Raw genomic sequence first — 19,422 nt, 5'->3', positions numbered from 1 at the left:
TATTGATGAGACTGCAAAGCACCCCGCAGACACCCGCGCCGGCCTCTCCGGTTTCCCTCAGTTTCTGTATCCTGCTTTACCAGGATGATCGTATCGAGCGCCTTGCAGACTGCACGGTAGATGAGTATTTCACCGCGGTCCGTGAGGCAAGTATTGCCTGGATTGACTGCAGTACGGTAGACGACGACAAGGAGATCGAACGGATCGCCCAGCTTGCCGGGTTTACAAAAGTCCCGATCCCCAAGCTCTCTCACGGGTTTTACTCGGCATACGAGGATTACGATACGGAGCTCGGCATCATGCTGCCATCCGTGACGGTAAAGGGAGAGAAGATGACAGTCAACCCGCTCTTCATCCTGATCCGGGAAAACCTTGTCCTCACGGTCCACTCCGAGGAGATCAACCGGCTGCTGCGGTTCTCCCGGTACGCCCAGCCGTTCTTCAAACGGATCGCAGGAGAGAATACACCCGACAAGATCACGCTCACGCTCGAGCGGATTATTGATGAAAACAATGATCGTAATTTTGAATACCTGCGTGAGATCGAGATGCACGGGGATGCGATCAGCAAATCCCTTATCGAAGAGAATGTTGCCAAGAAAAAGATCGCGCACGACATATACCGGATGAAGCACGTCCTGATAGATTACCTGAACGTGCTCTGGGCGACAAAAGACGTGGTGGACTCGCTGCGATACGGCGACGCCGATCTGATCACAAATGATGAGAAACTGCTCGGCAGGATCGGTATCCTCTCGAACAATATCGACCGCCATATCGAGCTCACCGAACAGATGTCCAACGTGCTCGCATCCGGTCTCGAAGTGATGCAGAGCATTTACAACAACCAGCTCCAGAGCCTCAATAACCGGTTCGCTCTGGTCACGGCATACTTAACGGTCCTCGGTACAGCATTCCTGGTACCGAATACGATCGCAACGATCGCGGGGAGCGGCGTGATGGGGGGAACCATGGCTGCGCAGTGGTGGTATGTTCCCCTGTTGATTGTCTCGACGCTTGTTGCAACGCTCACTTCCTTACTCTGGGTGGTCCACGTCTGGAAGAAGCCGGAAGAGGATTAAAGACACGCTTTTTTGTCTTCTCGGCAATATCCTCTTTTTTTACCCGTTTCAGCTCCGGTTCGAACCATGCTTCAATGCACTGTTTGACAACGCCCAGCCCGGCATCGCTGTCGAGGAAGATCGCCCCGATAAGGGCTTCCATCGTATCGGAAAGGATCGTCTCCTCCCCATCTCTCCACAGCCCTTTCTCCCCACGCCCGAGCCGGATATATTTTCTGATGTGCAGACGTCGTGCAACCTTTGCCAGAGTCGGGTTATCCTCCAGCCGTTCTTTCTCCTGCGTGATCCCGCCTTTATTCTGGATCCCCTTTTCCATCAGGAACAGGATCAGACCGGTCTTTAACACAGCATCTCCCAGCGTGCTGTAGGCCATCTGGTCCATGCACCGTTTGTTCTGCTGGAGCAACTCGTTGGCATACGCCGGGTGGGTGAGCGCCCGGATCAGGTGTTGTTTTTCAAAAAAGTGATACCCGATAATCTGTTCGATTTCTGTTATGTCCTTTTGATCCATCGTATAATAGACCGTTCATTGTCAGAATTAATAAAGAGCACCAATGATAATGGATTGGATAGTGGGGTGGCCCAAAAGGCCGGATGCCATTAAAAGTCCGGCATTACTCCGGTAGCACCGTCATCAGCTCTTTTTCCGGAGTGTGAGAGCCGCTGAATTCATGCAGTACCGTTTACCGGTCGGAGCCGGACCATCATCGAATACATGACCGAGATGTGCCTGGCACCGGGCGCAGAGCACCTCCGTCCTCTCCATCCTTCCGCTCCTGTCTTGGTGGAAGAGGACATTGAATTCAGAAACCGGTGCGTAAAAACTCGGCCACCCGGTACCTGAATCAAACTTTGTTGCCGAATCGAAGAGATCGGTGCCGCAACAGGCACAGACGTATATCCCGGGTTCTTTACAGGCATGGTATTTACCGGTAAACGCATACTCCGTCCCTTTGTTCCGGGCCACTTCGAACTGGTCCGGCGCAAGAAGTGCCTGCCATTCCATTTCGCTCTTTATTACGGGAGGAACATTCTCGATATGGCCGGTCTTTGTATTGAAGATCGGTATCAGCCCGTTTGCCGTCCTTTCAGGGTTCACGATTTGTTACACCTGCATGATTCATGGCAGAGCCGGAGTATAGAGCTTTGTTTCACGGCAGGTTAAAAAGAATATGAGATTACATGCCGAAAAATCCGAGGATGCAGCGTTTTGGATCCTTGTAGAAGATCCGTGCACCGTCTTTGATATTGCGGACATCCTCGATTGTGTACAGGATATCCGGGTATTCTCTTGAGAGGATTCCAAGCAGCCGGGACAGTTCAGTCCTCGGGACGATCATAAAGATGATATTCACCGTATGGGAGAAACATCCCTGTCCCTCGATCCGCGTCATCCCGTACCCCAGCGTGGAGAGTGATGAGACGATTGGCTGGGGATCACCGGGCGTGATGAGGCGGACGATCACATAGCCGATCGAGATCATGTTCTCAAGCTGCATACCTGCAAGGGTTCCGATACCGTACCCCGCAAGATAGGCAAAGAGATTCCAGTAATCCGTGAGGTTCGTAAGCACAAGCCCGGTGGAGATCAGCCAGATACCGGTTTTTACAATCCCGACGCATGCGGCAAGATTCGCATGTCCCTTGCTGATATAGATCGTGCGGATCGTTTCAAGGGCTGCCTCACCGATCCGGGCGATCAGAATGACTATGGGTATAACGGTTATCAATCCAAAAATTTCCGGTGCTATGGACACTCACTTCCCGGTACCATAATCGAACCGGCCGGTTTGAAAAACTTACGGAATTGTCGTGATAGCCTGACATTACAGAAGAACATGAAGAGAGCATGGGGCCGGATTTGAGCAAAATGCAGATCAAGATCAAACAGTACCGGCCGAATCCGGAGGTTTTGATCGCATATTTTTAAAAAACGGCAAAATGCAGACATTTTTGGAAAATATACCATTTTGATGGGTTTAGACCGGCCATTTTATTCCATTTTGGACAGGATTTTTCCGCCCGCAGCCGGTAATGGTAATACCCTGAAAAATCCAGGTATACTGCAGGGAGCAGGACGCAGCATTCTTACCGCGAGAAAAATAACATCGCGACATCGGAATGCCAGTTTTCAACAGGTTTGCAGTAAGTTCCGATTATTATTGGCAATCGGAAGATACAAAGCACATTAATGAAGGAAGATGGGCAACATAATCCTGACAAAGATCCATGAGACCCACCTACCTGATCCTGCTCCTTGTGCTCATTGCGTCATTCGGAGCAGGCTGTGTCTCCAAAGCCCCGAATCCTTCGGTCCGTGTTACTGGTACTGACATTGAGGATATCACTCCGGTCCAGGTAGGGGATTTCGATGTCTACACGGCAAATTTCCGGATAGAGAATCCCACGAACAAGACGTTCAATAACGTGGACGTCCGGTTCAACCTGATCCCTGCCACCATATACTGCCATACGCAGACACAGGATGTCATGATCCCCTCTGTTGCCCCGCTCGAGCGGAAGACCGAGCGGTTCTCCTTCTCGGAATTTGCTGACCTCAACTGTGAGTATACCTACACGTTCGAGGTCACATCAGATACAGAAAATACGTTTTTTTGATTTTTATTAAAGATCGGGAAGAGATAAAAATATCCGGTTATCGTAAGAGTTTACCGGTTTTTTCTGATGACTCTGATAACGGCATCCCCGAACTCCCGGGTCCCTGCCAATCCGCCAAGATCCCGGGTTCGGATACCCTGTGAGATCACGGTACCGATCGCAATCTCCACCCTGCAAGCACCATCCTTGTCCCCAAGATAGTCGAGGAGCATCACAGCGCTCCGGATTGCAGCGATGGGGTTTGCAATATTCCGGCCGGCGATATCGGGAGCGCTCCCGTGTACAGGCTCGAAGAGCGCGTACCGGTCGCCGATATTTGCACTCGGGGCAAGTCCAAGACCACCAACCAGGTACGAGGCCACATCGGAAAGGATATCCCCGAAGATGTTTGTTGTCACGACCACATCATACGCTGCCGGGTGCTGGAGGAGATCGAGCGCAAGCGCATCAATGTACTTGTCATTGAAAGTGATTCCGGCAGACCTGGCCTCGGACGTGCAGATGTCCCGGAAGAGGACGTCTGACTTGAGTACGTTTGCCTTGTGCCCGATAGTGAGCCGGCCGCTGCGCTGCTGTGCAAGCCGGATTGCGGACCGGACGATCCGTTCAGTCCCTTTTCGGGTCACGACGCGGAGAGTCGTAGCCCGGTCCGGGCCGGACTCCTCGATACCGGAATAGAGCCCTTCCGTATTCTCCCGCACAATCATAATATCGAAACCGTCCCCTTGGACGGGGCGGAGATTCGCATAGAGATCGAGGGCCTTCCTGATCCGCAGCACCACACTCTGGTAATCTTTCATCGGGGGTGTGGTAACCGCCCCGAACAGGATAGCATCAGCAGTCTTCAGCGCATCGATCTCCTTGTCTGCACACGGGCAGCCGGTCCGCTCCCACATCCCGTATCCCACATCCACCGGGAGAAATTCGTATGCCGGATGCAGGGCCTCAAGGACACTTCGGGCAACCGGGATCACCTCATGTCCGATCCCATCGCCTTCCACGATTGCAATTGTTGTCATCGGTTCCTCCACTGCCTGACCATTTCATTCACCGACCACGCAATCTTTGCCGGGCTCGCCCCCCAATGGACGATCGCCCCGAACATCCCGTTCCATGTCCCGACCCCTTCCCGCTCGGCCCTGCAGCACCGGGCAATGAACGGCTCCTCCAGGATCTGATCAAGGGGGCAGATGTTCACCAGCTCGAAGTTGTTCCCATAGCATTCTGTGAACAGCTGCACTGCCGTGAGGCATCCGGCCACGCGTTCACCACCATACAGGGGATCGGCATCAAGCGTACGGATATACCCTGCAGCCCGACACGGAAAAACGTCTGCCGTAATCTGCGAGATATCCCGTACATGATGATCGAAGATTACTGAGAGATCCCCGAAGAACCCGATACCCTCAAGCTCACTGAGGCTCGCTGACAGGGTCGGTCGCGGGGGAATGACATCGTACACATGGACAGTAAGAAAACCGGACATGTCAGGATCGAGCACGAAGGTCATATTCTCTTCAAGGCCTGTGAAGACGGTGCAGCGGTACCCTCTCTCAAGGGCAAGCCGTACAAGGTGCGTGCGGTCGTTGAGCTGGACTTTTTCAGGATAAGTGTAGATCTCCCGGGGTGACACAAGGATGCGCGAGCTGGAGATGTCCCTCATCACGCCCTTTTGGAGTGGATCAAGGGTAATCTCAAGGAGTTCGAGCCCTTCGGGGGTGTCCCTCAGCAGGTACCTGCTCAGTGCGTAGACACGATCCCCGCAGGGTTTTGTTGAAGCACGACCGATATACTTGCAATGTTCGGGAAAGATCATGTATGAATTCTCCAGTACTCCACAAGTCCGCCCGCTGCAAGGATCTCCTGCATCCGCGGTGAGAGGGGCCGTATTTCGTGGCGTTTTCCTTCGGTCTCCAACCACCCCTCCGCCAGGTTGAAAGTCACGGTGCTCCCCTCAGTACATGTGAGGTCGCATTCAATAAGTGGGAGGCCGATATTGATCGCATTCCGGAAGAATATCCGGGCAAATGATGGGGCAACAACAGCAACTACACCAGCTTCCTTGATCGCGATCGCTGCCTGCTCCCGTGAAGAGCCACACCCGAAGTTCTTGCCTGCTACAATCACCGACCCATTCAGTCGTGGTGCAAGTCCGGGATCGAGATCCTCGAAGACATGCATACCCCAGATGCTCCGGTCCTTGGTCCTGAGATACCTCCCGGCAATCACGACATCGGTGTCAATATCGGCGGGAAGGCATACGGCGTGCCCCACGTTCTTCTCCATCGTCCCTGATGCAGGATCAACGTGTATGTGGACCACAGGTACTTCATTCTGCATCATGCCACCTCCGGCACAGTAATTTCACCTTCGAGTGCACTGGCAGCAGCCGTAGCCACCGATGAAAGGTAGATCTCTCCTCCCACACCCATGCGGTTCTTGAAATTACGATTTGCTGTCGAGAGACAGACTTCTCCTTCACCGAGAACACCCATATGGTACCCGATACAGGGACCACAGCCGGGCGTCCCGATGGTGCAGCCGGCTTCAATTATGTCAGCAAGCACACCGGTCCGGATCGTCTTTCCGAGAATTTCGGCGGATGCCGGGATTACGATCGTTCTGACCGCCACTTTTTTCCCCTTCACGATCCGGGCGAACCGTGCCAGATCGGAATATCGCCCGTTAGTGCACGTGCCAACAAACACCTGATCGATCGGAAGTCCTGCCAGATCCTGTACCGGCTTGACCGTGTCCACCCGGTGCGGTACAGCAACGAGCGGGACGATGTCGGAGAGATCAAAATCAAGCTCCTGTACATAGGAGCATTGCTCCGGTATCTGCGGTTTGACAGCATGCCCCCGCTCCTTGAGGTACCGAACCGTAGTCTCGTCTGCATAGCAGAGACCGGCCTTTGCGCCCGCTTCAACCGAGAGATTGGAGAGGACAAGTCGCTCGTCCACCGAGAGATGCCTCATACCGTCACCAAGGAATTCAAGCGCCTGGTAAGACGCACCGTCCGTGCCCAGTTTTCCCACATAGGTCAGCGCGAGATCTTTTGCTTCGGCGGCTCCAGAGAAGCTGCCGGTAATGTGAATGCCAACCGACTCCGGCACCCGGAACCAAGTCTCACCGGTGAGCCAGATCGCTGCCATATCTGTTGCACCGACACCGGTAGCAAAAGCCCCAAACGCCCCGAGCGTGACGCTGTGCGAATCGGCCCCGATAACGATCTCGCCGGGAAGGACAATTCCCTCGCTCATCAGCTGGTGACATATTCCGCAGCCGATATCCGCAAAATGCATGAAGGAACTCTTTGCAAAATCCCTGAGCTCGTGCTGGAGTGTCGCTGTCGTGCCGTTGTTTGCCGGGACTATGTGATCGAAAAGGAGGGAAAATTCGGTCTTGTCGGAGAGCCTTTCTGCGCCCATGCTTTTCCAGGCCTCGAGAGCAAGGACACCGGTACCGTCATGGGCATAGGCGCGATCTACTTTACGATCGACATAATCCCCCGCCGGCGCTCCAAGGATCCTTTCGGATAAGGTACTCATTGATGCGTCTCCTTTGCTTTTTTGATCAGTTTACGGAGTACCTCAGGAGTGATGTTGCATTTATGCTCGGAATGGTCCTTGACCATGTCAAGCACTCTGCAGATCTGTTTGTCCGACAACTCGCAGCCGAGGGAGGCCACAACATGCTCGAGTGCTTTTTTCCCGGTGTGCTTCCCAAGTATGAAATGACGCTCCCCACCTACGAGTTCCGGCGTGAAATATTCGTAAGTCGACGGATCTTCAAGAATAGCCGCGATATGTATCCCGCTCTCATGGGAGAACGCGAGTTCCCCGGTGACAGGCTTATTCCTTGGGAGTGCAATGCCGGAATATTTTTCGACCATGTGCGAGAGCCGGTTGAGCTGGGAGAGGTCGTACCTGTCGATACCCTTCTTCATATACAGGGCAACGAGCAGTTCCTCAAGTGATGCGTTCCCCGATCGTTCTCCGATTCCGTTTACGGTAGTATGGAGCTGGAATGCCCCCGCCTCGGCGGCAGTAATCGTGTTAGCCACCGCACATCCCATGTCATTGTGGCAGTGGGCGCAGAACGGGCGATCGACGGATGCGACAAGCTCTGTCATGATACAGTTCATCTCTGAGGGGATGAGACAACCAACCGTATCGGCAAAACTGAGCAGAACCGCACCGTGATCAGCAGCCTGCCGGTAGACTTCTTTCAGGAAGGGAAGATCAGTACGGGAAGCATCTTCGGCAGCAAATCTTACCTGCACACCGTGATCGCGGGCAAAGTCGATCATCTTCAGCGAATCTGCAAGTACCTCTTCCCGGGGCTTTTTGAACTTCAGTCGTACGTGCAGTTCAGATGTGGGGATAAAAATGCTCACCATGTCGACATCGCAGTCGATCGCCGTCTGGATATCGGCTTCGCGTGCCCGGGAGAAACCGCAGATTCGGGCATCAAGACCGAGGTTCGCAATCGTCTTCACGCACTGCTTCTCATTCAGGGACACGGCAGGAAAGCCAGCCTCGATGACTTCGATGCCGATCTCGTCCAGCGTTGTTGCTATCTCTACTTTCTCCTGACATGAGAACGAGACGCCCGGCGTCTGCTCCCCGTCTCTGAGTGTCACATCACAGATCTCAATATTCAATGGTTTCATGCCTGCTTCCCTCCGGACAGGTACCTTCGATCACAATCGTTCTCGGCCGGTCACCTATCACCAGTTCTTTCTCCAGCATCTTCCGGTCATCCGCACGGCAGATCACCGGTCGGGCCCATGACAGGTAGGGAACCAGATCACAGGTGGGCTGTTTCCCGGTCATCGCCGTACAGTTGTTTTTCATAACAATGCAGAGAAGCGGCAGACGCTTCTCGTACACATCAATCAGTGCATTCAGCCCGGAATGGAGCAGGGCATAGTCACCAATAAGGGCGAGCTTTGTGCTCCGTGCAGCTACCGCGATGCTTGCGCCCATCCCGTAGCTGGCGACACCCAGCTCGTATGGCGGTTTCATGCCGAGCACCGAGCAGCCCGCATCGCAGATCATGGGCATATTCCGGGACTTGAGAATGTCCATCATTCCCTTGAACGGGCAGTTGCTGCAGAACGTGCGGTAATAACCCCGGTCTTCCATCGCTTCCGGACGTTCCTGCGGGACCGGCGGTTGGATGCCGCGGTGATCGCGGACAAAAGTCCTCCCGTATTCATGGATTTCGTGAATAGCAGATACCTGTCGGGGCAACGGGTGAACCGTAACGATCCGGGTTTTTCCTGGTTCGGCACCGGTCCCTGCCGGTTCTCCCGCCCACTGGTTGAGGGGAAATGAATCGGACCAGGCAAACATGCTCCGGTATAATTCCTCTGCGGCAGTAACACGGCCATTCATTGTCCAGGTCCGCTCGGAGAGGCGTCCTTTCCCCGCAGATCGTTGAATCTGAAGTGGTTCCGGATTAACATCGGCTTCAAGAATACGGGGAGTCAGGCGCAGGATTGCTACACGGGAGAATTTCTCGGAGGCTTCAAAAGCGGCCTCAACTGCATGGGAACAGGTCGTTACACCCGGTTCGATCACCGGGAGTTCCGCGAGTTCCCCGTAATACCGGGAGTCCTGGGCAGTCTGGGATCCTTGTGCATCCGGATCATCTCCGGCAACGAGGACAACGCCCCCGATGAGACCCTGGGCTGTTGCCTGGAGCAGGGGATCGGCGCAGGCGTTCAGGCCGACATTCTTGATGATTACGGCAGCCCGTTTACCGGAGAGTGAGTCTCCGAGGGCATACTCAAGAGCGATCTTCTCGTTGATGACCATTTCAGCGTTCACGAGCCCGCCCAGTTCCGTGATCGGGAATCCCGGAACGGTATACTGGCAGTCGGTATAGACTTTCAGGGCGTTCGCAAGCGCATCTATGCCCTTCATTCGTCCCTCCCGGGCACGAGGTCGCAGCCTGCGCAGTTGGTGCACATGGTCAATGCCTGCTTTGCATCAAGACCCGCTTTTGTCAGTGCCTCGGTCTGCAGGGCAAAAAATTTCGTCAGCCGTTCAGCAGATGGCCGGGGTTTTCCCATGAACTCCGCTACCGGGTTGAGGGGGCGGAGAACAGGAATTACTCCGTGGGAGATCATCTTCCGGATACAGGCTTCAAGTTCCTCATCGGTTTCTCCAAGCCCGATTATCACGTTGGAGAAGACACGACCTCTGCCAAAGAGATCCACCGATCGGTCGAGTGTTTTCCAGATCCTGTCGTAATCCAGTCCCGGGCAGACCTTCTCAAACAGCCCGGGTGTCGCCGCTTCGAGGTTGAACTTCACCTCTGCGACTCCAAGTTCCCTGAGCCGGTCCGGAGTATTCTCTGTGGGATAAATGGAGACGCCAATCGGGAGGTCAAAGGACGTGAGGCGTTTCACCACAGCAAGCACATAAGCTTCCTCATCTTCAATGGTAGTAAGCACGCCGCTCGTTACGGAGATGGCATGGATCCGATCACGCACGGAATCGACCATCCCCACGATCTCTTCGATACTCTTCCTCCTTCCTCCGAGATTCGGTACTGTGCAGTACCTGCACCTGAAAATACAGCTGCCTGTGACCGTGATGAACGCCTGGTCAGGGCAATGGAACCCGGGTTCAAGGAGACGACCCATGATGAGCTGGCCTTCAAAATAGAGCTGGGCAGTGCCGTTACCCCGGTGTGCAATCTCGATACTGCTCGTCGGGTTGAGAGCCAGTTTGACCCGGTGGCTGCCCATAGCAAAGAAGATCGACCCCTTGCCCCCGGCTCCGGGTCCTGCAGTCGACTTCGCGATGAACCGGTCCGCTGGCTCTCCGGTAAGTCGGGCCGACCCGGCTTCAAGCAACCGGGCTTTCAGTTCTTTCCATTGCATAACTCAAGTGCCTCCTCGTAATTCGTATAAAATGGAATCGCAGCAACCGCCCCGGTAATCCCCCGACCGTTCATGATGATCCGGAGATGTCCATCCCTGACGGTTTCCAGCAGCCCGGGCTCAACTTCACCCCGCTTCACGCTCCTCCCGAAGGCCAACAGGGTTGCAGAGGGTGTGAACCCGGTATATACGGCCATTCCGGTCTTTGTTGAGAGGGTATACTGTTCAAGGAACTTATGGAACCTTCCGATGAGACCTTCCGGATCATTGGTAGCAAATTCCACAACAAGACCAACGCAGTTCTTGGTCCTGTAGGGGACTGGAAAGAGCTGGACGATCGTATGCGACAAGTATACCGACTGGTCATCCTCAGCGGCTTTTGCGATGTTATGGACAAGTGTCCAAGTCGCCCCTTCTTCCGGTGTGTCGGTATCGTCAACACCAATCAGGACGCGTTGGCGCCGGGGCAGCCATATCGTCGCGCCGGCAATTTTTCCCCCGCCGGCAGGATCGCTGCGACTCCGCAGGACACCCCCAGCATCCGACCGGCAGGCCGCGGCTCCCACACCACCACCGCCCATACCGATGTACGTAATCGCGATCTCATTCTGATCCACGGTGCAGGCAGAAATTCCCGCGGGAAACCGGGACCCTTCCAGGGCGAGATCCACGGATCCTGTTTTCAGGGAATACCGCATGGTGGATCCGACACACCGTACATTATTAACGAGCGGGCTCTGCGCATAATGGCGTTTCGTCCACATGGCTCCCCCGACACAGTCAAAAAATTCGATGAGTTCAACGTGGTCACCCGCTGCATTCGCTACAGCAACGATCTTCGGATAGTGAATCACGTACGGTTCAGAGATGTTCACCATAGAGTCCCGCCGCCTCGATACCCCTGTTGCCCCAGAGTACAGCACCCAGTGCTCCGATCCGTCCCTTCCTCGCATTCCCATCGATAAATCCGATGCCAATCTCACGTGCCGCTTTTTCGGCTTCGGCAAGTGTCATGATCGCAGTCTTTACTGATACCGATGCTGGTGATTCTGACGAAAAACCGATACCCCGGAAGTACGCAATGCCAGTATCAGGAGAAACGGTATTTTTTTCAACAAATGATCGGACAAATTCCAGAAGTTCCGGAATTTTTTCCGGCTTCCCAGCAAAATTGAGGGCTGAGCTGACACAATTCGTGGTCTTGTAAGGGACAGCCGGATTGAGCTGGACAAGACGCATATTCAGAAATTCAACACCTTCGATGCGACAGGCTTCTGCACACTTCAGCGCCATCACCCAAGTCGCTCCTTCAGTTTTCGTATCAGTGTCATCGATCCCTATGCAGACCTTTTCGTATTTCGGCGAAACTATCCTGACCCGGTTAGTGCGTGCTCCGCCAACGTTGAGATCCTCCTCAGTGGGATACTCTGCGCGGAGCACGCCAGGGGCTTGGGGCAGACACGCGGCAATACCGACACCAGCCCCGGCGATCCCGGCCCACGAGGTTATCACCTCGTTGCCATCAACGTCCACCGATTCCAGGGCCTGGCCCCCTATATCCCCGGCAGCTGCACCGAAATTAACCGGATACTTACCGAGTTTCGCGCTGATTACCATTGAGGTCCCTTCAACGGAACATGAAGTCACGGCACCACCGGCCCTGCGCCGGTTCATTGCATCCCATTCAATTGTTCCCCGTGCCCGGCACTGCTCAATAATCTCTGCCCGGGCAGTACATTCATCCACCATCACTAGGAATTTCTGTGCAAAAAGCGGCCCAAATCGCTGTTTTACATCGTCGGGAGTGAGCGTGATCATATTATCGCCGAAATTTTCGTTAACAAAAGAATCGGCAATAACCATATATATAAAGATCGATAACTACCGGAAAATTTTCAGTTAAAAAAAGTTAGAGTACTTTGTGAAGGTCAATCTTGTAGGGCCCGAGCGTGCCGCCAAAGTTTCCTGCCGATATGAACGTGACACCGGGAATCTTTGCAGCGGCCTTGACACCGGCACCCATTGCGGCTGCTACCGACTTCTCGTCCACGCCATCGATGACGATCTCATACACGGCCTTGACTCCTGCCGGAATCTTGGTGTCCGGGACCTTTTCGCGAAGGGTCGGGCAGTACTTCTCGTTGGTGGATGCAGGCATGAACTTGTATTTCAGGCTGCCGACTTTTGAACCGCTGGCGACAATGCCACCGGGGAAGCTGGTAATGACACCGGGGACGGCATCGATTGCCTCTACTGCTGCCTCGGCACCCATGAGGGCGGCCATCTGATTCTCGCCCATGATGAAGAAGTTGCCTCCGGCAACACCCTTGACAATGCCGAACTCTTCCTCGCCGACATATTCTCCATTCATGATCGGAATGACCCAGCACTTGCGGCCGCCAACTTCCTTCTGGTATTCGTAGCCGTCGCCGAAGAAGTGGAGCTTGACCGGGATCTTCTCTTCTGCATTCGTGATACCGTTGAAGACTGCGGTGGTCGGTGCAGTCAGTACGCATTCTGCCAGACGCTCCACAACCTGTTCCTTGAGTTTCTTCTTGCTGGCACAGATCAGGATGGCCACGCCGGGTCTACCGTCTGGAGTTTCACTTGCCGGGATATAACCTTCAATGCCTGCCTCGCAGGGACAGCCAATCGCAGATGTTGCAAAACCGGTTGCCTCGGTAGCTGCTTTCTTTGCCCATTCCTTTGTAACCGCAGTGATGATGATCCGGCAGACCCAGGTGGGGAATGCCTCTGCATAGGTATCGTCAATCGTAACGCCGTTGATTTCCATATGATAACCTCCGGTACAACAAAGGTACAATGATGGTGGTTGAATAAATTTTCTAAATTGATTTTTGAGTAAACCGGTATTTCGGGAGCGCATGAAAAAAAAAGAGGAAAGTACAAAAGATCATTTTAACTTACAGGATTTTTACGTTAACTGCCCAATCGGGTATTTAAACTAAAATAAATAAAATCAGTATAAAACGGGCATGCTCCCTCAACCAATTTCAGAACATTTATCTAGATTCTTCTACCACTTTTTGTTAGTCGATTTTCAGAATCGATCATAGCTGGTGCGTGAAAAGCGAATGGCATTTGCAGTGCACATCAACATGGAACGTTGTACTGGCTGTAATAATTGTGTGGTTGCATGTCCTGTTGACGCGTTAGAGATTCATACAGTAGATCCTGCATCAAAAGAAAAGATCTATGCAGTCAGGGACGGAAAATCCGTCATCCTTGATCTCAGGATTGAACTCTGCGCCGGGTGTGGCGTATGTGTTCAGGCATGCCCATATGGTGTTATCAGACTTGCAGGCCCCTGGGAATCAAGATCAGCGGCAGATGTGCAATAAGAAACAGCGTGAGGGTTAATTCATGGCATTGTTTCCAAAGTTTTCCAAAAAGAAAGACGGTATTAACGTTGTGATGGAGCAGAAACTCCTTCAGAACGTAAATAACCTTATTCTCAATGCAGAGACCTGCACGGGATGCGGCATATGCGTCGAAGCATGTCCCGAGGACGCCATTGTCCTTGGACTGGTCGGTGCGTCAAGACGCGGCGCTATAAATTACGCTGCTCCCATTGATGTCGATGAGACCAAGTGCTCGTATTGTGGCGTCTGTGTCATCATGTGCCCGTTCAATGCATTGACATTGAAGGTGGATGGACAGGAGAGACTCCCAATCATCGAAAAGGAAGGGTTCCCGCAATACGACATGAAAGCGGAAATTGACGACGAGAAATGCGTCAGGTGTACCATTTGTGAAGAGGTATGCCCGCGTGATGCCATTGACCGCAATGTCCCTGCGTACGAGGGAACGTACAAGGGTCCGGTGGCCGGTGCCAAGGACCGCCAGACTGCAATCAAAACCAAGACGATATTTACCGTAGACAAAGAGAAATGTTCTCTCTGCGGTCTGTGCGGTGCCCTCTGCCCGGCAATCGTGGTGAAACACAAGCAGTTCACCGCAGAAGCCGGCAAAGTCGAAGGCGACGTCATCTGGGATGAGACCAAGTGTGATGCCTGTAAGGTGTGCGTTGAGGCATGCCCTGAAGAGTGCATTACCGTTGAACGCGAAGTTATTTCTGATAAAGTTGACGGCAAAGTTGACATTATCCAGGACAACTGCTGCACGTGCACATGGTGCTCACGGAACTGCCCGACCGAGGCAATCACCGTTGAGAAGATTTTTGAAGGCGACATCGAATTCCACGCCGATAAATGTCCCGGTGGCTGCTCAACCTGTGCAGAGATCTGCCCGGCAAATGCAATCTACCTCCCGTCATCGATACCCGCAGCCGAGATGAAGCGTGACGGCATCGAAGCGACTATTGCCGTCAACAAGGACTACTGTATACTCTGTGGTGCCTGCGTCAATGCATGCCCCGGTGAAGACATCATCGTCCTGCAGAGAACCGGTATCCGCGTGAAGGGCAAGGAAACTGACCTGTTCAACAAGATAAAGGCAAAACTTTTCGAGAAGAGAACTTCGAAAGTTAAAGAAGAAATTACCGGACAGGTCAACCTCAAGATGATGGAGAAGGCGTGATCAGCATGGCACGAACAAAAGGTTATCCCGAAGCGCTGGAGAAAAAACTCCACGAGCAGAGATACTTCCGCGAGGACTCAAATCCTGAATTCACCAAGAACGTGAGGGCTATCTCCCGCACCATCGCCCACATGTGCTTCCAGTGCGGTACCTGCACCGGCTCATGCCCGTCAGCCCCCCGCAGCACCTACCGGATCCGCAAATTCATGAGGAGAGCGGTGCTCGGTCTCGAGAATGAGGCACTGACCGACCCGGACCTCTGGCTCTGTACTACCTGTTACAGCTGCTCTGACCGTTGCCCGCGTGACATCATCCCCACGGATGTTATCATGTCCATGAGGAACCTCGCATTCAAGAGGGATATCATACCTGTCAACTTCCTCAAGACCGTTCAAGCGATCTACAACTCAGGCCACGGTGTCCCGAACAACGATGTCAACCGTGCAGCCCGCGAGCGGCTCGGTCTGACCCGTGATCCGCCAACCACTCACACATATACAGAATATATGCCCGGTATCAGGAAGATCATTGACCACTACAAGCTCAAGGCAAATGCCGACAGGATCGTCAAGGAGAGGGAGGGCTGATAATGTCTGAATCAGGTGCAAATCACAAGTTCGCATTCTATCTCGGATGCATCGCCCCCAACCGTTATCCTGGCGTAGAATCGGCCTCCATCAAGGCCATGAAAAAACTTGGCGTAGAGCTGGTTCCCCTTAAGGGTGCAAGCTGCTGCCCCGCACCAGGTGCATTCGGTTCAATCGACCTCAGTGTTTTCTATGCAATGGCGGCCCGGAACCTCGTGCTCGCCGAGCAGATGAAGATGGACATTGCCCTTGTCTGCAACGGTTGCTACAAGTCAATCTGGGAGGTCAACCACAAGCTCAAGCACAACAAGGATCTCCGCGACAATGTCAATGAAGTCCTCAAGGAAGTCGACATGGAGTATAAGGGTACCATTAACGTGTACCACACCGCTGAGCTTCTTTACAATGACAAATTTATCGGTGTCGAGAAGGTCCGCGACAGTGTCACGAATCCCCTGACCGGTGCCCGCATCGCAGTCCACTATGGCTGCCACCTGACAAAACCCCACAAGGACCGGGAGTTTGAGAAGGAAGTCATGCTCAACACGGAGCACCCCGTATGGATGGAAGAACTGATATCTGCTCTTGGTGCAACACCGGTTGAATACCGCAACAAGATGCAGTGCTGTGGTGCCGGAGGCGGTGTCCGCGGGTACGATATTGTCCATGCACTGGACATCACCAACGAGAAGCTGATCAACTTAAAGGAAGAGAAGGTAGATGCCCTTACCGATATCTGCCCGTTCTGTCAGCTCCAGTTCGACCGCGGCCAGATCGAGATTCAGGAGAAGTTTGGTGTTAGTTACAACCTGCCCGTCCTTCACTTCGCTGAACTCCTTGGACTGGCACAGGGAATGAGTCCGCAGGACCTCGGGCTTGATCTCCATGGGATCAGCTGTGAGTCTTTCCTGCAGAAGGTGCTGTGAGGTGGTAATGATGGCAGAAAAGAAGAAATCAACTACCAAAAAGCCCGTGACCAAGAAGCAGGATGCAAAGAAGGAAGCTCCCGTGAAACAGGAAGTCAAGAAACAGGCCCCCGCAGCTACCCCTAAGCCAAAGGCAGCAGCCCCGGCAAAAGTAGCAGCAACAACCGGTAGCACGACCGCGCAGAAGCCACGCATCGGCGTGTTCATCTGTCACTGCGGTACCAACATCGCAGGGTCAATGGATATCCCTACGGTTCAGGAATATGCAAGTAAACTTCCCGGCGTTGAATATGTAGACAATTACCAGTACATGTGCTCCACGCCCGGGCAGGGTAAAATTGACAAGGCAATCAAGGACCACAAACTGACTGGTATCGTTGTAGCAGCATGTTCGCCCCGTCTCCACGAGCCAACATTCAGGACCGCCACAAAAGAGGGCGGGTTAAACCCGTTCCGGTTTGAGATGGCAAACATCCGTGAGCAGAACTCATGGGTGCATATGCACGACCGCGAAGGATCCACTGACAAGGCAAAGGACGCAGTTCGGATTGCAGTCGCAAAGGCGGCACTCCTCCAGGATCTCTACCCGAAGGCAGTATCTGTCGAAAAGGCAGCGATGGTCGTCGGCGCCGGTGTTGCCGGTATGCAGGCCGCCCTCGATCTGGCAGCAGCGGGCATCAAGACCTACCTAATCGAGTCTGCCCCAAGCATTGGCGGACGCATGTCCCAGCTCGACAAGACCTTCCCGACCCTTGACTGTTCCCAGTGTATCTTAACACCCAAGATGGTGGATGTCGGAAGAGACAAAAATATCGAGCTGTATACCTACTCGGAAGTTGATGCAGTCGAAGGTTACATTGGTAACTTCGATGTGACCATCCGCAAGAAGGCACGCGGTGTGCTAACCCCCATTGAGGCAGAGGCACGCGGAATTGTCGGTGGCGGCTGTAACGGTTGCGGTGACTGCGATGCAGTCTGCCCGGTCATCAAGCCCAACGAGTTCGAAGTTGGCATGAAGCCGCGCAAGGCAATCTACATCAACCACCCGCAGGTCGTTCCCCTTATCTATACGATTGACTTCGACTCCTGTATCAAGTGCGGACTCTGCGTAACTATCTGCGGTCCCGAGAAGCGGGCAATCGACCTCGAATCCAAGGACGAATTTATCAAGGTCAAGGTCGGAACAGCAATCCTCGCAACCGGCTACGACATCTTCCCCATTGAGAAGAAAGAGGAGTGGGGATACAAGAAGTACGAGAACGTCATCACGAGCCTCGAATTCGAGCGGCTTATCTGTGCATCCGGCCCAACCGGCGGCCACCTTGTCCGCCCGAGTGATGGCCAGACCCCGAAGCGGGTCGCCTTTGTACTCTGTGCAGGATCCCGTGACAACACCGGAACCGGCAAGCCCTACTGCTCGCGGTTCTGCTGTATGTACTCACTCAAGCACGCCCACCAGATCATAGAGAAGATCCCAGGATGCACTCCCTATATCTTCTACATGGATATCCGTTCATTCGGCAAGATGTATGAAGAATTCTACTACCGTATTCAGGACGAGGGCGCGAAATTCATCCGTGGTCGTGTTGCAAACATTCTCGAAGACAAGGCCACCAAGAACCTCCATGTCATGACAGACGACACCCTGCTCGACCGCCCGGTTGATATGGAAGTCGATATGGTTGTACTCGCATCGGCAGTAGTGCCTTCGGCTGACACCAACCGGACCCGAAAGCTCTTCGGTGTTTCCTGTTCCATGGATGGCTGGCTGCTTGAGGCACACCCGAAGCTGAACCCGTGCGGTACAACAACTGCCGGTGTCTTCCTTGCCGGTGTCTGCCAAGGACCCAAGGATATCCCTGATACCGTAGCATCTGCCGAAGGTGCAGCGTCTGCGGCAAGCATCCCCATCCACAAGGGGGAAGTGGAACTTGAGCCGTACTTTGCTACCTGCATCGAAGAGAAATGTGCAGGCTGCGGCATGTGCGTCAACCTCTGTCCCTACAGTGCTCTGGCACTTGTTGAAAAAGACGGTCGCACAGTTATGGAGGTCACCGAAGCCAAGTGTAAAGGCTGCGGCACCTGCGGAGGCTTCTGCCCTGGCGGTGCCATCTGGATGAACCACTTTACAACACCACAAATCGTGGCACAGATCGATGCATTCCTGCTCGGAGGTGAGCAGTAAATGTCAGCTCCAGGAAATTTCACCATCCCTGAACGGGGACCCGGCATCTGGCAGCCCAAGATCCAGGGTATCGTCTGCAACTGGTGTTCCTATGCCGGTGCAGATCTTGCCGGCGGCGGTCGTATCCAGTACCCGCCCGACATCAGGATCGTCCGTGTCATGTGCACCGGACGTATCGACGCGCTATTTATCCTTAAGGCATTCGCAGACGGCGCCGATGGTGTGCTCGTCTCGGGCTGTCACTTTGGTGACTGCCACTACCTTGAAGGCAACTACAAGGCAGCCAAGCGCATGTTCATGGTCAAGCGCCTGATGAAGAGCATCGGGCTTGATGACCGACGCTTCAGGATGACCTTCGTATCTGCGTCCGAAGGTGCAAAGTGGGGTGCTGTTGTCACGGATGTTGTCAACATAGTACGCGAACTCGGACCAAGTCCAATCAGTGAATTCAACAAATAACGCACTGCAAACAGCAACCATGGATTAACCGGGAACGCATCAAGCGCATCAGCAACCTGGCCAAAATCCTTTATTTTTTTCTACACAGCGCACAGGAAAATCGAAC

The 19,422-nt window shown here is 53.7% G+C and carries 21 protein-coding genes; 8 read left to right on the top strand and 13 right to left on the bottom strand.

Going from position 1 to position 19,422, the window contains the following annotated elements; all coding sequences use genetic code 11:
* Positions 1–5: 5 nt before the first annotated feature.
* A complete protein-coding gene (locus ABSE13_RS05885; RefSeq protein ID WP_424027574.1) occupies positions 6–1,082 on the top strand; it encodes a CorA family divalent cation transporter in 1,077 nt (358 codons plus the stop codon).
* On the opposite strand, the gene ABSE13_RS05880 is transcribed toward ABSE13_RS05885, so the two are convergent.
* The 3 genes from ABSE13_RS05880 to ABSE13_RS05870 form a co-directional block, all read right to left on the bottom strand.
* Positions 1,030–1,593, bottom strand: a complete 564-nt coding sequence (locus tag ABSE13_RS05880; protein ID WP_424027573.1) for a ribonuclease III domain-containing protein — start codon at positions 1,591–1,593, stop codon at positions 1,030–1,032. The two genes, ABSE13_RS05885 and ABSE13_RS05880, sit on opposite strands and share 53 nt — an antisense overlap.
* A gap of 123 nt (positions 1,594–1,716) precedes the next feature.
* Positions 1,717–2,181 carry a peptide-methionine (R)-S-oxide reductase MsrB gene (gene msrB, locus ABSE13_RS05875; protein WP_424027572.1) on the bottom strand — a complete coding sequence of 155 codons (465 nt, stop codon included), beginning with the start codon at positions 2,179–2,181 and terminating at the stop codon, positions 1,717–1,719.
* Between the two features lie 79 nt (positions 2,182–2,260).
* The gene (locus ABSE13_RS05870; RefSeq protein WP_424027571.1) at positions 2,261–2,812 is read right to left on the bottom strand and encodes a DUF2179 domain-containing protein; all 552 of its coding nucleotides are present in this window, start codon (positions 2,810–2,812) and stop codon (positions 2,261–2,263) included.
* A 499-nt stretch (positions 2,813–3,311) separates the two neighbouring features.
* Between ABSE13_RS05870 and ABSE13_RS05865 the strand changes: the two genes are divergently transcribed.
* Entirely contained in the window at positions 3,312–3,701 is a 390-nt protein-coding gene (locus tag ABSE13_RS05865; RefSeq protein ID WP_424027570.1) for a hypothetical protein, read from the top strand.
* Positions 3,702–3,751: 50 nt separating this feature from the next.
* On the opposite strand, the gene ABSE13_RS05860 is transcribed toward ABSE13_RS05865, so the two are convergent.
* The 10 genes from ABSE13_RS05860 to fhcD form a co-directional block, all read right to left on the bottom strand.
* Positions 3,752–4,720 carry an isocitrate/isopropylmalate dehydrogenase family protein gene (locus ABSE13_RS05860; RefSeq protein ID WP_424027569.1) on the bottom strand — a complete coding sequence of 323 codons (969 nt, stop codon included), beginning with the start codon at positions 4,718–4,720 and terminating at the stop codon, positions 3,752–3,754.
* Positions 4,717–5,517, bottom strand: coding sequence for a DUF7714 family protein (locus ABSE13_RS05855; RefSeq protein ID WP_424027568.1), 801 nt, complete (start codon positions 5,515–5,517; stop codon positions 4,717–4,719). The genes ABSE13_RS05860 and ABSE13_RS05855 overlap by 4 nt, the downstream gene beginning before the upstream one ends.
* On the bottom strand, positions 5,514–6,041 hold the full coding sequence (locus ABSE13_RS05850) for a LeuD/DmdB family oxidoreductase small subunit (protein ID WP_424027667.1): 528 nt from the start codon (positions 6,039–6,041) through the stop codon (positions 5,514–5,516). Before ABSE13_RS05850 ends, ABSE13_RS05855 begins: the two co-directional genes overlap by 4 nt.
* Positions 6,041–7,252 (bottom strand): aconitase/3-isopropylmalate dehydratase large subunit family protein, encoded by a 1,212-nt coding sequence (locus tag ABSE13_RS05845; protein ID WP_424027567.1) that lies wholly within the window; start codon positions 7,250–7,252, stop codon positions 6,041–6,043. Before ABSE13_RS05845 ends, ABSE13_RS05850 begins: the two co-directional genes overlap by 1 nt.
* Positions 7,249–8,376, bottom strand: a complete 1,128-nt coding sequence (locus ABSE13_RS05840) for a homocitrate synthase family protein (protein WP_424027566.1) — start codon at positions 8,374–8,376, stop codon at positions 7,249–7,251. Before ABSE13_RS05840 ends, ABSE13_RS05845 begins: the two co-directional genes overlap by 4 nt.
* Positions 8,357–9,634 (bottom strand): thiamine pyrophosphate-dependent enzyme, encoded by a 1,278-nt coding sequence (locus tag ABSE13_RS05835; RefSeq protein ID WP_424027565.1) that lies wholly within the window; start codon positions 9,632–9,634, stop codon positions 8,357–8,359. Before ABSE13_RS05835 ends, ABSE13_RS05840 begins: the two co-directional genes overlap by 20 nt.
* Complete coding sequence (locus ABSE13_RS05830; RefSeq protein WP_424027564.1) at positions 9,631–10,599, bottom strand: radical SAM protein; 969 nt, start codon at positions 10,597–10,599, stop codon at positions 9,631–9,633. Before ABSE13_RS05830 ends, ABSE13_RS05835 begins: the two co-directional genes overlap by 4 nt.
* The gene (gene mmp11 / locus ABSE13_RS05825) at positions 10,581–11,477 is read right to left on the bottom strand and encodes a methanogenesis marker protein 11 (RefSeq protein WP_424027563.1); all 897 of its coding nucleotides are present in this window, start codon (positions 11,475–11,477) and stop codon (positions 10,581–10,583) included. Before mmp11 ends, ABSE13_RS05830 begins: the two co-directional genes overlap by 19 nt.
* Positions 11,461–12,417, bottom strand: a complete 957-nt coding sequence (locus ABSE13_RS05820) for a tRNA(Ile2) 2-agmatinylcytidine synthetase (protein WP_424027666.1) — start codon at positions 12,415–12,417, stop codon at positions 11,461–11,463. Before ABSE13_RS05820 ends, mmp11 begins: the two co-directional genes overlap by 17 nt.
* Positions 12,418–12,508: 91 nt before the next feature.
* Complete coding sequence (gene fhcD / locus ABSE13_RS05815; protein WP_424027562.1) at positions 12,509–13,393, bottom strand: formylmethanofuran--tetrahydromethanopterin N-formyltransferase; 885 nt, start codon at positions 13,391–13,393, stop codon at positions 12,509–12,511.
* A 301-nt stretch (positions 13,394–13,694) separates the two neighbouring features.
* Between fhcD and ABSE13_RS05810 the strand changes: the two genes are divergently transcribed.
* From ABSE13_RS05810 to ABSE13_RS05785, 6 genes are read left to right on the top strand one after another with little or no spacing between them, the layout of a single operon-like run.
* A complete protein-coding gene (locus tag ABSE13_RS05810; RefSeq protein ID WP_424027561.1) occupies positions 13,695–13,961 on the top strand; it encodes a ferredoxin family protein in 267 nt (88 codons plus the stop codon).
* A 22-nt stretch (positions 13,962–13,983) separates the two neighbouring features.
* Positions 13,984–15,159, top strand: coding sequence for a 4Fe-4S binding protein (locus ABSE13_RS05805; RefSeq protein ID WP_424027560.1), 1,176 nt, complete (start codon positions 13,984–13,986; stop codon positions 15,157–15,159).
* Positions 15,160–15,164: 5 nt separating this feature from the next.
* Positions 15,165–15,746: a CoB--CoM heterodisulfide reductase subunit C gene (hdrC, locus tag ABSE13_RS05800; RefSeq protein WP_424027559.1), complete on the top strand. Its 582-nt coding sequence runs from the start codon at positions 15,165–15,167 to the stop codon at positions 15,744–15,746.
* A gap of 2 nt (positions 15,747–15,748) precedes the next feature.
* On the top strand, positions 15,749–16,672 hold the full coding sequence (hdrB, locus tag ABSE13_RS05795; RefSeq protein WP_424027558.1) for a CoB--CoM heterodisulfide reductase subunit B: 924 nt from the start codon (positions 15,749–15,751) through the stop codon (positions 16,670–16,672).
* A 10-nt stretch (positions 16,673–16,682) separates the two neighbouring features.
* A complete protein-coding gene (locus ABSE13_RS05790) occupies positions 16,683–18,857 on the top strand; it encodes a 4Fe-4S dicluster domain-containing protein (protein ID WP_424027665.1) in 2,175 nt (724 codons plus the stop codon).
* Positions 18,858–19,316, top strand: coding sequence for a hydrogenase iron-sulfur subunit (locus ABSE13_RS05785; RefSeq protein WP_424027557.1), 459 nt, complete (start codon positions 18,858–18,860; stop codon positions 19,314–19,316). It abuts the gene before it with no gap.
* Positions 19,317–19,422: the final 106 nt, after the last annotated feature.

Origin of the sequence: Methanoregula sp. (assembly GCF_049518935.1) — an archaeon.
Taxonomy (GTDB): domain Archaea; phylum Halobacteriota; class Methanomicrobia; order Methanomicrobiales; family Methanospirillaceae; genus Methanoregula.
This window is presented reverse-complemented; position numbering and strand designations above follow the sequence as displayed.